The following is a 19,747-nucleotide window of genomic DNA, read 5'->3' as shown; positions in this document are numbered from 1 at the left end:
CCGGTCGTACGCAATCCCTGCGCAGCGCAGATATACGGATCCGATTGATCCGCTCGTCGTACGCCCAAGCAGACCCGAACGGCGGGGCTCCCGGGGCCGTCAGGGTGTCGTCGCGTTGACGATTGCAACGGGCAGGCGCACGCTCGTCATATAAGTGCGAGATACATGTTGTTCGGTTGTCGCGAGAGATGCGCACGCGAAGATCCGCGGTGATGCCTCGCGAGATCGAGCCATAGCCAGGAGGCATCTATGTGCGGCATCACCGGCTGGATCTCCTTCGACCGCGATCTGCGGTCCGACTCCGCCGTACTCGACGCGATGACCGCGACGATGGCGTGCCGGGGCCCCGACGACAGCGGCACGTACTTCGACGGCCCGGCCGGCCTGGGGCACCGCAGGCTCGCCATCATCGACCTGCCGGGCGGCCGTCAGCCGATGACGGCCCGGACCCCGCAGGGCGACGTGGCGATGGTGTACTCCGGCGAGGCGTACAACTACCCCGAGCTCAGGATCGAACTGGCCGGTCTCGGACACCGGTTCACCACCGACTCCGACACCGAGGTCGTGCTCCACGGCTACCTGGAGTGGGGGGACGCGGTGGCCGAGCGGCTCAACGGCATGTACGCCTTCGCCGTGTGGGACGCCCGCACGCAGAAACTGGTGATGATCCGCGATCGCATGGGCATCAAGCCCTTCTACTACGCCCCCACGGCAGACGGCGTGCTGTTCGGCTCCGAGCCGAAGGCGATCCTCGCCAACCCTCTCGCCCGGCGCGCGGTCACTTTGGACGGCCTGCGTGAGCTGTTCGCCTTCGTGAAGACCCCGGGGCACGCCGTGTGGGACGGGATGCACGAGGTCGAGCCCGGGACAGTCGTCACCGTCGACCGCGACGGGCTGCACCGGCGCACTTACTGGACCCTGGAGACGCGGCCGCACACCGCCGACCAGGCCACCTCGATCGCCACTGTGCGCGAGCTGCTCGACGACATCGTGCGCCGCCAGCTGGTCTCCGACGTGCCGCGCTGCACACTCCTGTCGGGCGGTCTGGATTCGTCCGCCATGACCGCCATCGCCGCCCGGCATCTCGCGGAACGCGGCGAGACGGTGCGCAGTTTCGCCGTGGACTTCGTGGGGCAGGCCGACAACTTCGTCGCGGACGAGCTGCGCGCCACGCCCGACACGCCGTACGTGCACGACGTGGCCAGGGCGGCCGGCACCGAGCACCTCGACATCGTGCTCGACTCCCAGGCGCTCGCCGATCCCGACGTGCGGGCGCGGGTGATCCGGGCCCGTGACCTGCCGATGGGCTTCGGCGACATGGACGCGTCGTTGTACCTGCTGTTCAAGGCGATTCGCGAGCACTCCACGGTGGCCCTGTCCGGCGAGTCCGCCGACGAGGTGTTCGGCGGCTACCTCCAGTTCTTCGACGAAGAGGCCCGCGCCGCCGACACCTTCCCGTGGCTGGTGAAGTTCGGGGAGCACTTCGGGGACGACGCCGATGTCCTGCGCCCCGACCTGACGGACGCGCTCGACCTGCCCGGGTACATCCGCCACAGTTACGCGGTCGCCACAGCCGGGATCCGCCGCCTGGACGGCGAGTCCGACTTCGAGTACCGGATGCGGCGGATCTGTCATCTGCACCTGACCCGCTTCGTGCGGGTGCTCCTGGACCGTAAGGACCGGACGAGCATGGCCGTCGGCCTGGAGGTTCGAGTGCCTTACTGCGACCACCGGCTCGTCGAGTACGTGTACAACACGCCGTGGTCACTGAAGTCGTTCGACGGCCGGGAGAAGAGCCTGCTGCGGGAGGCCACCCGCGATGTGCTCCCCCAGTCGGTGTACGACCGGGTGAAGAGCCCGTATCCGTCCACGCAGGATCCGAAGTACGCGATCGCCCTGCAGGAGCAGGCCAAGGATCTGCTGGCCCGCCCCTCCCACCGGGTATTCGAACTCGTGGACCGGGACCGGCTGAAGCGGGCCGCGCACCGTGAACTCCCGCAGATCACCCAGGCGTCGCGGCGCGGGCTGGAGCGCACCCTGGATCTGGCTCTCTGGCTCGATCTCTACGAGCCCGAGCTGCTGCTCGACTGATGCGGCCGGCGAGATCCGAACGCTCCTGCCACCTCTCGCTCACCACGGTCGAGACGGGCCCGCCGGAGCGCGTTGACGGTTCTTCGCGGGTCGGCACACGTCTTCGGTAAGCGCTTTCTCCCTGCCGTCAGAGACCCAGGACATGAGCAGCCCACTGCGCATCACGCACGCCCACGGAGACCGAACGACCACCGGTGGCACAAGGGCCTGCAGATGACGGCCTCGCACCTGTCCGGTCAGAACCTGTGGCGGGGCCGTCCCGGAAGCCACCGGGAACAGCGGCAGCACTGTCGGCAGCGGGTGGCGGCGCCCTGTGCTGCAGCAGGCGGGAAAGGCTGGGAACGGGCCTGGTCACGCCGGTTCCGTACCGAGGAGCAGGGACGCGATTTCCCGGACCGGACCGGCGTGTGTCAGGCCGCTCACCAGACCCGTACGACGGTAGCGTCGCCCTCACTCTTCTCTCTGCCTGGAGCCCGGGGGTTTCTGCCCGTGCAGCAATCGTTCTTCGCGCTTCTGCTCGGTCGTCTGTTGAGCAACCGGTGGTGGCGCACCTTTCATGCCCGGGCCGCCCTGTCGGTGTCGTCGGCCACGGCCGCGGTCCTGCTGGCCGGGGCGGCATTGGTCGTTCCCGCCGAGGAGGGCGCGCCCGGGGCGAACATCACCTCGTTCCCCAAAGCCGTCTGGTGGTCCATCGAGACCGCGACGACGGTCGGGTACGGGGATCTGTACCCGGTGACCGCCTGGGGGCGGGTGATCGCCTCGGTGATGATGCTGGCCGGTATCACCACCTTCGGCATGGTCACCGCGTCCATCGCCACATGGTTCGTCGGCCGGGCGGAGCGGGATGCCCAGCATGTGGGCAGGGCCGTTCGCCGCTACGCCCGGCACGGTGAGGAGGTGTTCGACGCCGAGCTTCGGGCGCTTCACGAGAGGTTCGACCGTGTGGAGCGGCTGCTGGAGAGAAACGGCGAGCGATAGGTGCCGTCGGTCGCGGCCCAGGCGTGTGCGGTGACCGGGAGCAGCGACGGGGGCTGCGGTTCAGTCCCCCGTCACTCCGTCGAGGCGTTCGCGCACCAGGTCGGCATGGCCGATGTGACGCGCGTACTCCCCGATCATGTGGACATGCACCAGGCGCAGTGAGAAGACCTCGCCGTCATGTGTGAAGGTGTCGTCGAGCGACGCATCGGCGATGACGGCGTCCGCGAGACGGCACTCCTCGACCAGGCGCGCATAGTCGTCGGCCGCACGGGCCGGGTCCAGGTCCTCGAAGTCCGCGTCCTTACCCTGGGCCGGATCGTACATCGGGCCCAGCGACTGCCCGGCGAATCGCTCCCGGAACCAGGTGCGTTCGACCTTCGCCATATGGCGGAGCAGCCCGAGAAGGGTGAGGTCGGACGGCGGAACGGTCCTTTCGACGAGCTGTTCGCCGGTCAGGCCTGCGCACTTCTGCAGCAGCGTGCTGCGGAACCAGCCGAGATATCCCGTGAGCATCTCCCGCTCGCCGGCGACCAGGGAGCCGGGAGTGCGCTGAGCTTCAGGTGCGGTCCAAGTCATCGCATGATCATGCCTGTTGGCCGGAGAGTTGTGCCAGGGCCTTTCACCAGTTGTCGGTGGTGTCCGATGTCCATGTGGTCGTCGCGGAGGTGGTGATGTCGGCGGCCACTCCGATGATCAGAAACAGGGTCAGCAGGGCCTTCCCTGCACCGCTCATGACCAGCGGTCGGGTGGCAGAACGCGTCTGCTGCTCCGGTACGGAGAGGGCGTCGTCGCCGAAGAACCCCTTGGGGTAGGCCGGCGTGAGCATCATGAAGTAGGCGGAGAAACGCATGCTGTAGCGGAGTGTGGCGGCCGAGGCCTCGAAGAGGGGACGGGGCATGCGCCCCAGGACGAGCGTGATCAGCCACCAGATGAAGGACAGTGCCCACCAGCCCGACGAGGCGAGGCCCTGCACAACGGCCGCCGGAATCATCAGGAACAGCCGGAAGAAGACGGCCAGCCGGTTGAGCTCGGTCGGCCGTACCTCGATCTGGACCGGGTAGTCCGGTGGCGGGGTCAGCGTGAACGGCGGATAGCGGTCGATCAGCAGCATCGCGCTCGCGCTGACCCGCATCCGGTAACCGAGATATCCGGCGAGGAAGCGGAAGACCGGTTCGGGCAGCCGCCCCAGTACCAGGGCGGCGAACCAGCCCACGATGACGGTGAAGAAGGCCGCGATGTGGAGGAAGAACAACACGATGAAGTGCGGGATCAGCAGGAGGAGTCGCACCAGGACGGTGAGTCGCCGTTGTCTCGGCGGCTCGACGAGGTCCAGAACGGGCAGCCACTCGCCAAGATCCGCTCCCCTGGGGCCCGTCCACTGGGCGTCAGCCATGTCACTCCTCCTCGGCGGGTGACGACGCGTACGCCATCGGCACACACGGCATCACTCCACGCTGGGCCCTCGGGAACCTGCCCGCAATCGGTCACGGGCCGATCGGGGCCGGTGCATCCGACCGGGTGACGGTGGCGTCCGGCCCGGTGCGCACGAGGTCGTGTTGACCCATCAGTTCGCGGTGCGTTCGTCCCGGCCGCTGAAATCGACGGAGCGTGCGCCAAGCCGGTCAGAGATGTGCGCCGCATCCCGACCCGTATGCAGTCCACGGACCGGTCATGACCGAGGGGCGGTGCAGGTCCCGTCGTGGTCCACCACGCCCAGCACCCGGGCCGTTCGGCCGGGCATGACGACCCGTCGTCGCTGTCGGACCCGAACGGCCGGATTCCGTACCCCTGCCCGTCACCCAACTCTCCTATCGTGCCTGTCGTTTGACGCGTTCGCATCAACGATGAGGGTGAGGGCCATGGGAGACGGACGGCACATGGGACACGGATGGCGTCGAGGGCTGACGACCGCGGCGGCCGGTCTGCTCGCTGTCGGACTGACCGTCGGATCCGCGCGTTCGGCCGACACGGGTGAGTCCGCCTACTCGGCGACCACCGGTGTCGGTGTGCACAACGCGTACGAGAAGGACACCTATCCCTACTTCGCCGACGCACTCGACTCCGGTGCGGCGCTTCTCGAGCTCGATGTGTGGACCAATGTCTTCGGCAGTTCCTGGCGGGTCTCGCACAGCAATCCGATCGGCAACGACAACAACTGCGAGAATGCCGCGAATGCGAGCCAGCTGCGCACCAAGGCGCGCAATCAGAATCTGGCAGGCTGTCTCGCGGACATCAGGGCCTGGCACGACGCGCACCCCGGGCACCGGCCGGTGGTGCTGAAGCTCGAACTCAAGGACGGTTTCCAGGCCAACAACGGCCGGGGCCCCGCCCAGCTGGACACACTGCTGTCCGACAAGCTCGGCAGCGCGCTGTTCCGGCCCGCCGATCTGGCCGGTGGCCATGCCACGCTCGACGAGGCGGTACGGGCCGGCGGCTGGCCCGCCCGGTCCGCGCTTGCCGGGCGCTTCGTCGTGGAGCTGATCCCGGGGACCGTCGAAGAGGGCAACCCCGCAGACACGCTGTGGACCGACCGGGAATACGCCACCCACCTCCGCGACCTCGCGGCGGCCGGGCGGCTGGGGGACGCGGCCGCCTTCCCCGCCGTGCACCGGGCCGAGGCCGGTGACCCGAGAGGGCGGTACACGGACGCGGGCATCCGGCCCTGGTTCGTGGTCTTCGACGGGGACGCCTCCACGTATGCCGGTGGGTCCATCGACACGGGGTGGTACGCCCGGAACCGGTATCTCGTCGTGATGACGGACGCCCACAATGTGACACCCGCCATCGACGGCACCAGCCCGACACAGGCGCAGGCCCTCGACCGGCTCGCTCTGTTGGCGGGACGGCACGCAAGCATCATCACCGCCGACTGGCATGCGCTGACTCAGGTGCTTTCGACGGTCGTGCCGCGCGCGGCGGGCTGACGGAGGGCGGCGGGGTCGGCGACGATGCCGTCCTCGTCCACCCGTCCTCGCCCCGGACGTTGCCGAGCGAGGCGGAGCGGTACTGCCGCCCCGTCGGACGGCGCGCCTTCGGCGGCGGGTGTATCCACCGACGCCGCGGAAGTTGTGGGGCCGCGCGAAGCGTATGTGCCTGTTGACTGAGTGGAACCCTAGGGTGGCTGCGTGTCCACTCCCATGGTGCCCACCGGCCGGTTCAGCGCGGATTCCGCGCGCGACCCATGGGGCGAGTGGGCGCTGATACTTCTGTCCGCCGCGTCCGGGGCGGCGGATGCGTTCGTCTTCCTCTGTGTCGGCCAGGTCTTCGCCGGGGTGATGACCGGCAATCTCGTGCTGCTGGGCGGCTCCGCCGCCGGTGTCGGGGAGCACGGGGTCGCACTGCGCGTCGTCACCGCGCTCGTTGCGTACGGATGCGGGGTCGCGTGCGGCGCATGGATGGGTGAGGGGCTGCGGTGGCGGCTGCCGGTGATGCTGCTGATCGAGGTTGTGCTGCTCACGGCGGGCGCCGTGCTATGGGGGCTGGGCCTGATCACATCCGACGGGGACCGGCTCGGGCTGTTGGCGGTGATCTCCCTGGCGATGGGGATTCAGGGCCGGATCCGCGCAACGCCGACCAACTACTTCACCGGCACGCTGACGTCACTTGTCGGGCGGGTGGCCCTGCGGTCCCTGCGTGGCGAGGACGGCTGGGTGATGGGCCGGCTGATCGCTGTCGTGGCGGGTGCGACGGCGACCGCGTTGACGGTCCGGCTCTGGCCGGGAGCCGCCGCCTGGGTCGCCGCAGCGCTGGCGGCGGGTGCCCTGCTCGTCGAGACGGTGCCGGGGCGACCGTCCCGGGGGTGAGGAACGGGCGGACAGCGAGAAGCCCCGGCCGGATCGGGGGAATCCAGCCGGGGCAGCTTGGGCGTGGGCGCTCAGCGCGTCATCCACATATAGGTGAACGATAAACCATCGCGCCCTGTTCCCCGGAATCGACATCGCCCACTGTGACGCGTCGCACGGGGCTTCACTGCCCGGAGGGCACCGTCGTTCCGTAGCGGCGCCGGAACTGCTCGATCCGGCCCGCGGCGTCCACCACCCGGTTGGTCCCGGTGTAGAACGGGTGGCTCGCCGACGAGGTCTCCACATCGATGACCGGGTAGCTCTCGCCGTCCTCCCACTCCACGCGCTGATCGGCGTCAGCGGTCGACCGGGTCAGGAAAGCGACCCCCGCGGCGCGGTCGCGGAAGACGACCGGGCGGGAGACGGGGTGGATGCGGGGCTTCATATGCGTTCCTTCCTTGGCATCACGAGTGGGGCGGACTGCCGTTGCCGACCGTGTCCGACAGGTCAGCGTTCCTCGCGGAAGAGGACATGCTGCCCGGCGGCCGGGTCGAACTTGCGCAGGACCAGCCGGTCGGGGTTGTTGCGACGGCTCTTGCGTGTCACATAGGTCTGTCCCGTACCGGCGGTCGACCTCAGAGTGACGACGGGGCGGGCTTCACTGCGTGCCATGGGCACCTCCGGACGCTGTCACCGACCCTCATCCCCTCATGGGAATGGGTGTCGTTTTCGTTCTGATGCTGTAACGCGAGGGGGGCGGGCCGCATTCCCGTCCCGGACACTCGCCCGGAGGGACCGGGATCGAGGGGTGATCCAGCCTTGAATGCCAGGTATCGAGGCCCGACCCCAAGACGAACCGAGAAGATCCACCGTGCGCACTCCATCCGGGCATCGACCTCCCCACCGTCGGGCCCTGCACCGGCCCCGAGACCGTGACCACCGCCGCGAGCGCCCCCGTGAACACGTGACGGACGCGGCCCACAGCCCGCCGAACCCGGGCCACGGTCCGACGGGGCGTCAGCCCGGCAATGGAGGCCCCTCCGGCGCATATGCCCCTATCAGGTGCGGTGACCCGCGCAAGGACGGGCGCACGCAGGCGCGCGGCGGGCCGCACGCGCCGGATGACTTGCATCAACGGCCGTGGGAAGCAAGGCTGTTCGAAAGACCGACGCTCTGCGCAGCCTGTGGCATATGCCAGAAGCAACACCGCATCGAGTGTTGCCAAACTACTTACGGGCTCCCGCAGCCTGTGCCACAGTCGTCTTCGGTCCACCTTTTCAGACCTGGTTGTGCCGCGCCTGTATCGGAGTACGAGATGCCGTCCCATCTGTCCGCGGACCGCCCCGCCCCACAGCCTCCCGAGCGCGATGCCGTCGACGTGTTGATCAACCGGACTCGTCGGCTGCGCGGAGATGTGGATGCCGTGCGGCGGGACGCGGCGCTGGTCGACGAGGACGATCCGCAGCTGCGCTGGCAGCGCGCGCTCTGTGAGCTGGCGGTCCATCATCTCGACGATCTCGGCACGCATCTGGGTCAGCTCAAGGAAGGACCGCCGCCCGGGACTGCGGAGCAGCCGGCACAGGACGCGGAGCGGGCGGAACAGGAGCCCGCCACCGAGCCGCAGGCCGGGTCGCTGCTAAGCCGGGTGGGCAGCGCCGAGTGGAATCTGCTGACCGACGAGGTCAGCTGGTCGGAGGAGCTGTTCGAGATCTTCGGCCGCCTCCCGGAGGCGGGACCGCTGTCGCTCGACGAGCTTCCGTCCGTGCTGCTCCTCGAGGACCAGCCGCTGCTCACCACGCTGGTGACGGACTGTCTGGTCGACGGAAAGCCGATAGACGGCGAGTTCCGCATCCTGCGGGCCGACGGCCGGATGCGCACCCTGCACATGATGGGCGAGCCCGTTCTCGACGCAGACGGCTGCACCGCCTCCATGTGGGCCGTCCTGCGGGATGTCAGCGAGCTGCGGCGCAGTCAGCGCGTGGCGCGCCAGACCGGTGACACGCTCCGGCGCCAGCAGCACATGGCCCAGGCCGAACGCCGCATGGCGGTAGAGCTCCAGGAGGCCGTACTCCCCCCATGGCACGGCTCGCTGCTGCTCCCGCAGCGGGGAACCGGCGCACTGGATGTCGCGGCCCGCTACCTGCCTTCGCATGCCAGTGATCTGATCGGCGGCGACTGGTACGACGCGCTGGAACTGCCGGACGGCAGGAAACTGCTCACGGTCGGCGATCTGACCGGTCACGGCATCCCGGCCACCTCGGCCATGGCCATGCTGCTGGGTGCGCTGCGCGGGATGGCGGTGGCGGGCATCGAACCGGGCGCCCTGATGGGCCACCTCAACCAATTACTCGAAGCTTCGGTGCAGCCCGCGCTCGGCAGTGCGATGTGCTGCCGTTTCGACCCCGTGACCGGCACGCTCGCCTGGGCACAGGCCGGCCACCCCGCACCGCTGCTGTTCCGCAACGGAGCGGGACGACTCCTGCCGTCACCGGACGGGGTGCTGCTCGGCGCGGCCTCCTCGGTGGCGTACGAGCAGGACGAAGTGACCCTGCTGCCCGGCGATGTGCTGGTTCTGCACACCGACGGACTGACCCGCCGCAGCGACCGGGGTGCGGGCCCGGAGGCACTGCTCGCGCTCGCACCGCGCTTCGCCGAGGCGCGCACGGCACAGGACTGCGTCCGGACGGTCGTCGAGGAGTTCGGTGGCACCGAGCGCCTGGACGACGCATGCGTGCTGATCGCCCGCATCGGGGTGTGAGAGCCCGGGTCGAGGTGTGAGACCGGGTCGGATCGAAGGGCACGAGTGCACAGCCGGTGCGACACAGCGCAGGGACGCGGGTGGAAGCCGCCCGCTCGTGTCGTGCGGTGCTCGGACGGTGGGTGACCGGCGCTCAGGCGTCGCAGCGCCCCTGGATCAGATCTCCGAGCTTCTCGGCCGCTTGATCACGGAGCTCTGCGGCATCGCGAGATTGATCTCCTCGCGCAGGTCCTCGATCTTCGCGTACCCGGCGAACTGACCTGTGAGCCGGTACATTTCGCGCAGCCGGTCCCAGGTTCGGTGCGAGGAGGTCTCCCCCATCGTCACCAGGGCGAGCCGCGCGTATCGGTCGGCCTGCTCCGGGTCGTCGGCGATGAAGCACGCCGAGGCGAGCGAAATGTAGTCGAAGATCTTGGAGCGCTGGCGCCCGTTGGCGCGCAGTTCCAGGGCCTGCTTGGCGTGGCGCTGGGCGATGACGGCCACCGACGGATCGTGCTCGGCGAGCGTGCGGAACGCCAGGGCCTGCATGCCGTGCAGATCCGCCTCGTCGAACAGCTGCATCCAACTGGGCGGCGGCACATCGCCCTTGTCCGATACGAAGAGCTCCTCGGCCCTGCCGAGCGTTCGGCGCATGGCCTGTCCCCGGCCCATGGACGCCTGCGCCCAGGCCTCGATGGTGTGCAGCATCGCCTGGGTGCGTGGCAGCACCATGTCCCCGGAACCGGACTTGGCGAGCTTCATCAGGTCCAGCGCATCGTCGGGACGGCCCAGGTGCACCATCTGACGGGCCGCCCGGGAGAGCGCCTCGCCCGCGCGCGGGCGGTCGCCGCCCTCGCGTGCCGCATGGGCGGCGATGACGAAGTACTTCTGGGCGGTGGGTTCGAGGCCGATGTCGTGGGACATCCATCCGGCGAGCACGGCGAGGTTGGCGGCAACGCCCCAGAGGCGGCGCTGCAGATGGTCGGGGTGGCGGTAGGCGAGCATGCCGCCCACCTCGTTGAGCTGGCCCACGACCGCCTTGCGCTGGAGTCCGCCGCCCCGGGAGGCGTCCCAGGCGCGGAACACCTCGACGGACCGTTCGAGCGCTTCGATCTCCTCCGATCCGATGGGCGCGGCCTCGTACCGGTCGAAGCCGGCCGGGTCCGCATGGAGGGGGTCGTCGATCCGTGGAGCGTCGGCCGCCAACACGGGGTCGGTGTGCAGCCAGTCGTGCATGGGGCCGGTGATGGTCGATCCTGCGGCGAGCGCGGCGCCCGCGCTCACCAAGCCGCGTCGGTTGAGCATGAGGTCCATTCCCGTGAATTCGGTGAGGACCGCTGCCGTCCGTTCGGGCGCCCACGGCAGACCGTCGGGATTGTGTTCCGTCCCGACCTCTTGCCGCTTCCCCACACGCCCGCGCCGGCCGAACCCGAGGTCCTCGATGGTCACGACACGACCGAGTCGCTCGGTGAACAGGGCTGCCAGCACTTCGGGCACGGGATCGCGGGGGGACTCCCCCATGTCGATCCAGCGCCTCACGCGCGAGGTGTCGGTGGCCAGCTGCGGGTGGCCCATGGCCGCCGCCTGCCGGTTCACCATTCTCGCGAGTTCGCCCTTGGACCAGCCGGCAAGGCCGAACAGATCCGACAGACGGGTGTTGGGTTCTCCGGTCACGTCAAGCCCCCAGGTTCTCGGCTGAGTTGACAGTAACCCCCTGTCAGATGCCTTGCGACTATTCGCCAGGGTTCGCCAGGGTCCGCCAGATGGTCTGCCACCCGCGCACCGGTGTCAGGTAGGAAAGCGCCACCCCGCCCGGCAGCCCTAGGCACTCCCCAGGGTGCCGAACGGCCGCCGGCCGGGGCGGCGCACGCAACTTGTCGGCGCACGAAGGGATCTGTCTCGCCCATGTACACAGCATCGTCCTCCGTGTCCGCCCCGCCCCGGCCCCTGCGTCCCATGGGGGCGGGCGCCGGACCGTACCTCGCCCCGCATACCGGCCCGTCGGCGCCCGGCACGGTCCGGCCCCGGCGGCCGGCGGGGCCGGGCGCCCCACTGCTCAGCGGGCGCCTGGACCTGTCCGGTCCGCAAGGCGCGCAGCTGAGGATGGCGATCGCCTCGGTGCACCGGATCTGCCCGGAGTTCAACCCGGTCCAGGTGCTGCGCCGCAGCGGGCGTTCGGTACTGCTCGTCGGCACCACCGGACGCACGACGGTGGTGGCGAAGTGTTTACTCGACCACTCCCCCGTCTGGTCGGAGCGGTTCCGCCACGAGATAGCGGCATACCGGGCTTTCGTCCGGCACCGTCCGCCGGTCCGGGTGCCGCGGCTCATCGCAGCGGACCCGGAGAACTGCACGCTGGTCATCGAGCGGATGCCAGGACGTGTGGCGGCGCTGACGAGGCACCCGTCGGAAGCTCCGCCCAGGGCCGATGTACGGGCCGCGCTCGGCGCGATCAGCCGGGTCAACGCCTGGCGACCGGCCGCCGGGTTGTTCGACGCCCAGCTCGACTACGCCTCACGCATCGCCCGCTATCACGAGCTGGGTCTCTTCACCGACCGTGATCTGGGTGACCTGCAGAAGCTGCTGCACGGCCTGGCGCATGCGGGCGGCCGTCAGGGCATGGGGCAGTTCTGCCACGGTGACGCCCTGCTCTCCAACATCCTGCTGTCGCCGACGGGTCCGGTGCTGGTGGACTGGGAGCACGCGGGCTGGTATCTGCCGGGGTACGACCTGGCGACGCTGTGGGCGGTGCTGGGTGACGCACCGGTCGCGCGGCGGCAGATCAGCCAGCTGGCACAGGCCACGGGTCCGGCGGCGCGGGACGCGTTCCTGGTGAACCTGATGCTCGTACTGACGCGGGAGATCCGCACGTACGAGACGGCTGTGCAGCGGGCGATGCGGGAGACCACGCCCGCGGGCGGCGGTCAGGAGCGTCCGGGGGTGCTGTCGTCGGGCGAGGAGCAGCGGCTGCTGCTGCGCCGGCTGCACGACGACTGCGCGATGGCCCGGCGGGCTGTACGTGCTGCGGTCGGCACTCGCTGACGCGGCTCCACAGGGGATGCGCGCTGCGGGTCCGGTGCCGACACACCGGGCCCGCAGCGCGCTGTTGCGTGCAGCCCCTCCGGTAAATGCGGAGCGGGGGCGGGTTCGGGGGGGCAGAGCCCCTGCAGGGCCCCGCCCGCTCGCCCCGAGCCGTCACCGCACCCGCACCACATCCACCTCCGACGCCTTCACGAACGCGATCCGGTGCCCGATCTGCACCGTCACGTACTTCTCCCCGCCCTTGAAGTACATGTGGTCCAGCGGATACGACGCATCGATCGTCGGCGCGTAGAAGAACCCGGTCGGCGCCTCGCCCCCGCCGGGGTACGACTGTCCGGCCTTGATGGTGTAAGGCAGCGGTGTTCCCACCCGCTGGTCCGCGAAGTCCGCCGGGTACTCCGACTTCTCCGGGTAGGCCACCCCGTACACCGGCACATCGGTACGGCCGGCCTTCGGCCGGACGACGTAGCCGGCGGTCGGCACGGTGGTCCGGGCCTTCGCGGGAGTCTCGAACCAGGCCTTCTGGCCGTACCACCAGATCGCCGTCCAACCGGGCGCGTGGTCTGCGACCACCGCCTGCTGAGTCGCGCTGATCTTGCTGCCCCAGTCGGCCGCGCAGTTCGTGCCGGGCGAGCCGTCGGTGTGCAGGCCCGGGTCGGAGAAGAGCGGTGCGTCGGCGGACGGTTCGGTGTGGAGCGGGACGGCGCTGCTGCCCTGAACCGGCAGGTCGACGTTCTTCTCACAGTCGCGGAACGCCTGCTTGTTGTCCTTGAAGCGGGGGCTGACGGTGACGAGCGGGCTGCTCTTCGGTGCGCTCGGCACGGTCGTCGGCTTGCCGAGCAGTGCCATGAAGCGGTTCCAGTCCCAGTACGTTCCCGGGTCCCAGTGCATGTTCTTGGTACCGGCCGCGCTGGTGGGCGGAACGCCGTCGTGGCCGATGATGTGCTGCCGGTCGAGCGGGATGTCGTACTTGGCGGCGAGATAACGCACCAGCTTCGCCGTCGAGTTGTACAGCTCAGGGGTGTACCACTTGGCGCCCTCGACGGCGACACCCTCCTGCTCGATGCCGATGGAGTGGGTGTTGACGTACCAGTTGCCCGCCTGCCAGGCGACGTCCTTGTCCTTGACCATCTGGGTGACATGACCGTCGCCCGAGCGCACCACGTAGTGGGCCGAGGTCTGCTTCAGCGGGTTCTGGAAGATCTTCAGGGTGGTGTCGAAGTCTTCTTCGGTGTCATGCAGGACGATGAATTTGATCTTGTTGCTGTGTGGGCGGTCCGCGGTGTCGTAGTTGCCGTACGTCTCCTTGTCGGCCGGATCGCCGGTCTGCTGATAGGCCGCCGGGACCCAGTCGCAGTCGAGGCCGCGGGGACACTCGGGCCGCACCCCGTCCGCGCCGGCCTGCGCCGCGGGAGAGAGCAGCGCGAGACTCAGGGCGCCGACGGTGGTCAGGGCGAGCGTGAGTCTGGTCCTCTGCTTGGACGTCATGACAACCCTTCTTGGAACTGCGCGCTTCGAAAGTCGTACGTGATCCGATGTCACTTTTCGGCTATGGGCGCACACTCTGTGACCTGAGGTGATAGCGCGTCAAGAGCACAAGGAGGGTTGTCGGACGAGCCACTGGACCAGACCACTGGCAGGGACTCTGACCTGCGAAGGTCAGGAAGCAACGACTGTGTGGCGGTGGGGCGTTACCTGAGTTTTACGGAGCGGACGGGCCTGCGCCGCGGTCCGTCGGCACCCCGCATGCACACGTACCTTTCGTGTGACTAATTCCTGGTGTGCGTGCCCCGGACGGCCGAAGGGTAGTGCTCGCGCGGACACGAAAGGTCCGCGCGAGCCCCGCGCGGAATTCCTCGGAAAGGCCGGACGCACATGGCTCAGCCCTTCACCCTGCCGGACTTCTATGTTCCGTATCCGGCGCGGCTCAACCCCCATGTCGAGGAGGCGCGACAGCACACCAAGTCCTGGGCGCGCAGCATAGGGATGGTGGAAGGGTCCGGCATCTGGGAGGAGAAGGATCTCGACTCCCATGACTACGCGCTGCTGTGCGCGTACACCCACCCCGACTGCTCGGCGGAGGCCCTGTCACTGGTCACCGACTGGTATGTGTGGGTGTTCTTCTTCGACGACCACTTCCTGGAGCTGTTCAAGCGCACCCCCGACCGGGAGGGCGGCAAGCAGTATCTGGACCGGCTGCCGGCGTTCATGCCGATGGAACGAGGGGCGCGGACACCCGAGCCGACGAACCCGGTCGAGGCGGGGCTGGCCGATCTGTGGGCGCGGACGGTGCCGAGCATGTCCGACGCCTGGCGGGCCCGGTTCGCGGAGGCGACCGAGAACCTGCTCAACGAGTCGCTGTGGGAACTCGCCAATATCAACGAGGGCCGCATCGCGAACCCCGTGGAGTACATCGAGATGCGCCGCAAGGTGGGCGGCGCGCCATGGTCGGCGGGGCTCGTGGAGTACGCGGCGGGCGCCGAGGTCCCCGATTCGGTGGCCGACGAGCGGGCGCTGCGGGTCCTGCGGGACGCCTTCTCCGACGGTGTGCATCTGCGCAACGACCTTTTCTCGTACCAGCGGGAGGTCGAGGACGAGGGCGAGAACAGCAACGGTGTACTGGTGCTGGAGACGTTTCTGAACTGCTCCACCCAGGAGGCCGCCGACACGGTGAACGATCTGCTGACCTCACGGCTCCAGCAGTTCGAGAACACCGCGCTCACCGAACTCGGGCCGCTGTGCGCGGCGAAGGGGCTCGATCCGGCGGAGACCGCGGCGGTGCTCGCGTACGTCAAGGGGTTGCAGGACTGGCAGTCCGGCGGCCATGAGTGGCACATGCGCTCCAGCCGCTACATGAACGACGGCGGGGCGGGCGAGGCCGCCCTCGGCTTCGGTATGTCCGCCGCGTCGATCCGCTTCACACCGCGCTCGGAGCGGGCCCGGCTGCGCAGCCACACCCATGTGTCCTACCGGCACGTCGGCCCGTCACTGCTGCCCGAATTCGACCTGCCGTTCGGTACGACGCTCAGTCCGCATCTGGACGGGGCGCGGGTCCGGCTCGTCGACTGGGCGCGCCGGATGGGGATCCTGGAGGCGCAGCCGGGGGTGCCGGGCTCGCACATCTGGGACGAGGAGCGGCTCGTCGCGATCGATCTGCCGTTGTGCGCGGCGGGTCTGCACCCGGACGCGACGGCGGACGAGCTGGATCTCTCCTCGGGGTGGCTGGCCTGGGGTACATATGGTGACGACTGGTTCCCGGTGGTGCACGGGCGGGCCCGGGACCTGGCCGGGGCGCGGCTGGCCAATGAGCGTCTCTCGCTGTTCATGCCGCTGGACGGCTCCGCGGCGCCGGAGCCGGTCAATGCGCTGGAGCGCGGTCTCGCCGATCTCTGGCAGCGGACGGCGGCCCCGACGGACGACCGCGCGCGGCGCGCGTTGCGCATGGCCATCGAGTCGATGACGGCGAGCTGGCTCTGGGAGCTGGCCAACCAGGCACAGAACCGTATCCCGGACCCGGTGGACTACATCGAGATGCGGCGGCTGACGTTCGGTTCGGACCTCACGATGAGTCTGTGCCGGCTCGGTCACGGCAAGAAGGTGCCGGAGGAGATCTACCGCAGCGGCCCGCTGCGCTCCCTGGAGAACGCGGCGTCGGACTATGCCGCGCTGCTCAACGACCTGTTCTCGTACCAGAAGGAGATCGAGTACGAGGGTGAGGTGCACAACGGCGTCCTGGTCGTGCAGAACTTCTTCGGGGTCGACTATCCGACCGCGGTGGCGATCGTGCACGACCTGATGAACTCGCGGCTGCGCCAGTTCCTCCATGTCGCGGAGCAGGAACTCCCGGTCCTGTACGACGACTTCGGGCTGGACGCCGAGGCCAGGGAGATCCTGGCGGGTTACGTGGAGGAGCTCGAGCACTGGATCGCGGGCATCCTGATCTGGCACCGGGACTGCCGCCGCTACCGCGAAGGGGACCTTCGGCGGGGCTCCGGCACCCCGTGGCACCTCAGCGGTCCCACGGGGCTCGGTGTCTCGGCGGCGCGGGTCACCGCGCTGTTCGCTCAGCCCTCCGCCACCAGCGTGTAGCGGCCGCCCGCGCGGGCCTTGAAGGTTCTTTCGCCGCTCGGCCACAGGGAGCTGCGGACGGTCACTTCGCGGCTTCGGCCCGCCGTGATCACCACACGGCGGGCCTGCCCGTCGGACCATTCGATGTCGACGGTGAATCCTCCGCGGGCGCGCAGCCCGCGGACCGATCCCTCAGGCCAGCCGGCCGGCAGGGCGGGGAGGATCTCGATCACGTCGTACTGGCTCTGCAGCAGCATTTCGGCGATGCCCGACGTGGCACCGAAGTTGACGTCGATCTGGAACGGCGGGTGGGTGTCCCAGAGGTTGGGGAGGGTGGAGCTCTTCAGTTGTTCCGCGAGCATCTTGTGGGAGTGGTCGCCGTCGCGCAGCCGCGCCCAGAAGTTGATCTTCCATGCCTTGGACCAGCCGGTGCCGCCGTCGCCACGCGCTCCGAGAGAGACCTTGGCCGCCTCGGCCCAGTTGCTGCCGGGTTCGATCTGCCGCCCGGGATGGAGGGCGAAGAGGTGCGACACATGGCGGTGGTCGTCGGCCGGGTCGTCCCGGTCGGTCTTCCACTCCTGGAGCTGTCCCCAGGAGCCGACCCGCAGCCCGGGGTCGAGCCGGTCGAGCGTCGTCCGCAGGCGGCTGCGGAAGGCGGGGGCGTCGCCGAGCGTGCGGGCGGCCTCCAGGGTGTTGGTGAGCAGGTCATGGACGATCTGCTGGGACATCGCGGCGCCCGCGGTGAAGTCGCCGTGCTCGGGAGAGTAGCTGGGGGTGACGACAAGCAGCCCGTCACGCGGGTCGGTGCGCAGATTGGCCAGCCAGAACTCGGCGGCTTCCTTCATCGCGGGATAGGCGGTGGAGCGCAGATAGCCGGTGGAGCCGCTGAACCGATAGTGCTCGTACATCTGCTGGGTGAGCCAGGCGGCGGCCTCGGGGAACCAGAAGGCGGTCGACCAGTCGTGTACCCCGGTGAAGCCGTACGGATTGGTCTCGTTGTGCACCACCCAGCCGGCCGTCCCGAACATCTCCTTCGCCGTCCGGCGCCCCGGCGCGCGCATCGCCTCGATGTAGCGGTCGTACGGTGCGGTGGTCTCGGCCAGGTTGGTGACCTCGGCGAGCCAGTAGTTCATCTGGAGGTTGATGTTGCTGTGGTAGTCGGCGGACCACGGCGGGGTGGTGGAGTTGTTCCAGACGCCCTGGAGGTTGGCGGGCAGCGAACCGGCCCGCGAGGAAGCGATCAGCAGGTAGCGGCCGTACTGGAAGAAGAGCGCTTCGAGCGCCCGGTCGGCGGGGCTCGTTCCGCCCGTGTACCGGGCCAGCAGCTGGTCGGTCGGCACGTCGGGCAGCTGCTGGCCGATGTCGAGGGCGACCCGGTCGAAGAGCGTCCCATGGTCGCGTACATGGGCGGCCCGGACCTTCTCGTACGACGTTCCGGCCGCTTCGTCCACCGTGCGGGTGACCGTGTGGTGCGGGTCGTCGCCCCGGTAGGCCGGATAGCGGTCGGCGTAGTCGGTGGCAGCGGCGAGGACGAACCAGGCGCTGTCGGCATCAGTGACGGTCAGCGTGCCGTCGGGCCCGGCGGTGACACGGCCGCCACTCGTACGGACCCGGATCTGGGCTTCGAAGCGCAGCCCGTTGTCCTTGAGCGCGCCCCGTACGGTCAGCCGGTCTCCAGCTGCGGTCGCGGTGAAGTCGCTGCGCGGCGACGTGTAGCGCAGGGTGAAGGAGACCTGTCCCGGGCGGTCCGCTCCGAGCCGCCCGGCGATGAAGCTGCCGGGGTGGGAGACGAAGAACTCCCGGGTGTGGTGGACGTTCTGGTGGGTGTAGGTGACGGTGGCGAGCGCTGTCCGCAGGTCGAGGGGGCGCGTCGGTAGGAGGCGTCGGGGGCGGCCGGGGCATTCGGCAGATCGAGCAGCAGGTCGCCGAAGACCTGGTAGGCGCCGTAGCCGCGGCGTGCCTGGCCGAGCTCCGCGGCGACCGAGTCCGGATCGATCGCACCCTCGCTGTCGAGGCGTTGCTGCACTGCGGTGAGGGCGCCGGGTCTGGGGGCGATCCAGTTCCCGAAGTCGTACCCCTGGGCGGAGCCGGGGCCGCCGGTCCACAGCGTCTTCTCGTTGAAGGTGAGCCGTTCCGAAGCGAGCGCTCCGTAGACGCTCGCGCCCAGGGCGCCACCGCCGATGGGCAGTGACTCGCGTTCCCAGTCGGCGGCGGGGGCGCAGTACCAGAGCACCGGGTCCACTAGTGTCCTGGTAGCGTCCGGCCCCTGCGATCCGGGCGATTCATCGGAGGTAATGGCGGCAGCCGCCGTCCCGGCGAGTGCGGGAACTCCCAGCGCCAGGGCACCTGTTGCGCCGACGGCTGTCTTCACTGTGGTGCGTCGCGTCATCCCGGGTGTCATGGCGCACGACGCTAAAGGTCCGACGACTGCCCGGACAAGGTGCATGACAAAGCAGCCTCTTGGACAGAGGCTGCGCAGGGTTGGACAAAAGTGCCCCGCGGCCGTCCGGATCGGTGCGGACGGCCGTGGCAGGGACGTTTCAGCCTTGCTGGAACAGCTCGGCGGGCAGTGGCTTCAGCAGGGTGTACAGATCATCGGTGATGGGCCGGTCCCAGCTGGCGATGGTGACGAGCACCCCGTCGCTGCGGTCGAACTGGACGCAGGAGATCCGGGTCTCGGAGAGCTTCACCCGGCGGACGATCAGCAGGTTGTCGCCCTGCATCACCGGCATGTCGTCGGTGCCGGTCACCTCGACCGGCTCGTCGTTCTCCAGCGCGAGCAGCAGCTGGGCGACCTCGAACGGGACCTGGCCCTCCTCGGTCTCGCGGGCGGGCGAACCCTCCGGGAGATTACCGATGATCATCGCGGGGCCGCGGCCGCCGAACAGGTCGTACCGCAGGAAGACACCCTGACAGCTCCCGTCGGGTGCGGGCAGCAGACCGGCGCCGAGGTTTCCGGGCCAGTCCCCCGGGTCCATGGCCAGGACGTCGAAATCCGGGCCCGCGGGTGTGGCGGCGCTACGGCGGCGGAGGAAGGACATGCAGACAT

14 protein-coding genes and 2 pseudogenes are annotated in these 19,747 nt (G+C 69.3%); 8 read left to right on the top strand and 8 right to left on the bottom strand.

Annotation, left to right across the window (positions count from 1 at the left end; all coding sequences use genetic code 11):
• Positions 1-249 precede the first annotated feature (249 nt).
• The 3 genes and pseudogenes from asnB to OHA03_RS31200 all read left to right on the top strand — a co-directional run bounded on the left by asnB (position 250) and on the right by OHA03_RS31200 (position 3,069).
• On the top strand, positions 250-2,091 hold the full coding sequence (gene asnB / locus OHA03_RS31205; RefSeq protein ID WP_267007054.1) for an asparagine synthase (glutamine-hydrolyzing): 1,842 nt from the start codon (positions 250-252) through the stop codon (positions 2,089-2,091).
• Positions 2,092-2,163: 72 nt separating this feature from the next.
• A pseudogene (locus OHA03_RS48055) lies at positions 2,164-2,364 on the top strand (DUF6807 family protein); the annotation flags it as partial.
• Positions 2,365-2,580: 216 nt separating this feature from the next.
• A complete protein-coding gene (locus OHA03_RS31200) occupies positions 2,581-3,069 on the top strand; it encodes a potassium channel family protein (RefSeq protein WP_267007053.1) in 489 nt (162 codons plus the stop codon).
• 60 nt (positions 3,070-3,129) lie between these two features.
• Here OHA03_RS31200 and OHA03_RS31195 read toward each other — a convergent pair whose 3' ends face one another.
• On the bottom strand, positions 3,130-3,645 hold the full coding sequence (locus tag OHA03_RS31195) for a DinB family protein (protein ID WP_267007052.1): 516 nt from the start codon (positions 3,643-3,645) through the stop codon (positions 3,130-3,132).
• A 43-nt stretch (positions 3,646-3,688) separates the two neighbouring features.
• Positions 3,689-4,462 carry a DUF4389 domain-containing protein gene (locus tag OHA03_RS31190; protein ID WP_267007051.1) on the bottom strand — a complete coding sequence of 258 codons (774 nt, stop codon included), beginning with the start codon at positions 4,460-4,462 and terminating at the stop codon, positions 3,689-3,691.
• 466 nt (positions 4,463-4,928) lie between these two features.
• Here OHA03_RS31190 and OHA03_RS31185 point away from each other — a divergent pair, with 466 nt between their 5' ends.
• Together OHA03_RS31185 and OHA03_RS31180 are read left to right on the top strand one after the other, a co-directional pair.
• Positions 4,929-5,993 (top strand): phosphatidylinositol-specific phospholipase C domain-containing protein, encoded by a 1,065-nt coding sequence (locus OHA03_RS31185; protein ID WP_267007050.1) that lies wholly within the window; start codon positions 4,929-4,931, stop codon positions 5,991-5,993.
• 201 nt (positions 5,994-6,194) lie between these two features.
• The gene (locus tag OHA03_RS31180; RefSeq protein ID WP_267007049.1) at positions 6,195-6,872 is read left to right on the top strand and encodes a YoaK family protein; all 678 of its coding nucleotides are present in this window, start codon (positions 6,195-6,197) and stop codon (positions 6,870-6,872) included.
• 163 nt (positions 6,873-7,035) lie between these two features.
• Here OHA03_RS31180 and OHA03_RS31175 read toward each other — a convergent pair whose 3' ends face one another.
• Positions 7,036-7,296, bottom strand: a complete 261-nt coding sequence (locus OHA03_RS31175) for a type B 50S ribosomal protein L31 (protein ID WP_267007048.1) — start codon at positions 7,294-7,296, stop codon at positions 7,036-7,038.
• A gap of 62 nt (positions 7,297-7,358) precedes the next feature.
• Complete coding sequence (rpmG, locus tag OHA03_RS31170; RefSeq protein WP_267007047.1) at positions 7,359-7,523, bottom strand: 50S ribosomal protein L33; 165 nt, start codon at positions 7,521-7,523, stop codon at positions 7,359-7,361.
• Between the two features lie 643 nt (positions 7,524-8,166).
• Between rpmG and OHA03_RS31165 the strand changes: the two genes are divergently transcribed.
• Positions 8,167-9,609 (top strand): PP2C family protein-serine/threonine phosphatase, encoded by a 1,443-nt coding sequence (locus tag OHA03_RS31165; RefSeq protein ID WP_267007046.1) that lies wholly within the window; start codon positions 8,167-8,169, stop codon positions 9,607-9,609.
• 156 nt (positions 9,610-9,765) lie between these two features.
• Here the strand turns inward: OHA03_RS31165 and OHA03_RS31160 are convergent, their stop codons facing one another.
• A complete protein-coding gene (locus tag OHA03_RS31160; RefSeq protein ID WP_267007045.1) occupies positions 9,766-11,262 on the bottom strand; it encodes a hypothetical protein in 1,497 nt (498 codons plus the stop codon).
• Positions 11,263-11,493: 231 nt separating this feature from the next.
• Between OHA03_RS31160 and OHA03_RS31155 the strand changes: the two genes are divergently transcribed.
• On the top strand, positions 11,494-12,630 hold the full coding sequence (locus OHA03_RS31155; protein ID WP_267007044.1) for an aminoglycoside phosphotransferase family protein: 1,137 nt from the start codon (positions 11,494-11,496) through the stop codon (positions 12,628-12,630).
• Positions 12,631-12,783: 153 nt separating this feature from the next.
• Here the strand turns inward: OHA03_RS31155 and OHA03_RS31150 are convergent, their stop codons facing one another.
• Positions 12,784-14,118, bottom strand: a complete 1,335-nt coding sequence (locus OHA03_RS31150) for an N-acetylmuramoyl-L-alanine amidase (protein ID WP_267007043.1) — start codon at positions 14,116-14,118, stop codon at positions 12,784-12,786.
• A 387-nt stretch (positions 14,119-14,505) separates the two neighbouring features.
• On the opposite strand from OHA03_RS31150, the gene OHA03_RS31145 reads away from it, so the two are divergent.
• Positions 14,506-16,719, top strand: a complete 2,214-nt coding sequence (locus OHA03_RS31145; RefSeq protein ID WP_267007042.1) for a terpene synthase family protein — start codon at positions 14,506-14,508, stop codon at positions 16,717-16,719.
• Here OHA03_RS31145 and OHA03_RS31140 read toward each other — a convergent pair.
• Both OHA03_RS31140 and OHA03_RS31135 read right to left on the bottom strand, forming a co-directional pair.
• A pseudogene (locus tag OHA03_RS31140) lies at positions 16,695-18,931 on the bottom strand (glycoside hydrolase N-terminal domain-containing protein). The gene OHA03_RS31145 and the pseudogene OHA03_RS31140 overlap by 25 nt on opposite strands.
• A gap of 307 nt (positions 18,932-19,238) precedes the next feature.
• Positions 19,239-19,739, bottom strand: coding sequence for a hypothetical protein (locus tag OHA03_RS31135; RefSeq protein WP_030928952.1), 501 nt, complete (start codon positions 19,737-19,739; stop codon positions 19,239-19,241).
• Positions 19,740-19,747 lie beyond the last annotated feature (8 nt).

It is taken from the genome of Streptomyces sp. NBC_00154, assembly GCF_026342835.1.
Classification (GTDB): domain Bacteria; phylum Actinomycetota; class Actinomycetes; order Streptomycetales; family Streptomycetaceae; genus Streptomyces.
Note: the sequence above shows the minus strand (reverse complement) of the source record. Positions and strands in the feature narration are given on the sequence as shown.

Coding starts and splice junctions, on each gene's coding strand:
- OHA03_RS31165 (WP_267007046.1), top strand. CDS start 8,167: ATGCCGTCCCATCTGTCCGCGGACCGCCCCGCCCCACAGCCTCCCGAG.
- rpmG (WP_267007047.1), bottom strand. CDS start 7,523: ATGGCACGCAGTGAAGCCCGCCCCGTCGTCACTCTGAGGTCGACCGCC.
- OHA03_RS31150 (WP_267007043.1), bottom strand. CDS start 14,118: ATGACGTCCAAGCAGAGGACCAGACTCACGCTCGCCCTGACCACCGTC.
- OHA03_RS31145 (WP_267007042.1), top strand. CDS start 14,506: ATGGCTCAGCCCTTCACCCTGCCGGACTTCTATGTTCCGTATCCGGCG.
- OHA03_RS31195 (WP_267007052.1), bottom strand. CDS start 3,645: ATGACTTGGACCGCACCTGAAGCTCAGCGCACTCCCGGCTCCCTGGTC.
- asnB (WP_267007054.1), top strand. CDS start 250: ATGTGCGGCATCACCGGCTGGATCTCCTTCGACCGCGATCTGCGGTCC.
- OHA03_RS31185 (WP_267007050.1), top strand. CDS start 4,929: ATGGGAGACGGACGGCACATGGGACACGGATGGCGTCGAGGGCTGACG.
- OHA03_RS31175 (WP_267007048.1), bottom strand. CDS start 7,296: ATGAAGCCCCGCATCCACCCCGTCTCCCGCCCGGTCGTCTTCCGCGAC.
- OHA03_RS31135 (WP_030928952.1), bottom strand. CDS start 19,739: ATGTCCTTCCTCCGCCGCCGTAGCGCCGCCACACCCGCGGGCCCGGAT.
- OHA03_RS31155 (WP_267007044.1), top strand. CDS start 11,494: ATGTACACAGCATCGTCCTCCGTGTCCGCCCCGCCCCGGCCCCTGCGT.
- OHA03_RS31190 (WP_267007051.1), bottom strand. CDS start 4,462: ATGGCTGACGCCCAGTGGACGGGCCCCAGGGGAGCGGATCTTGGCGAG.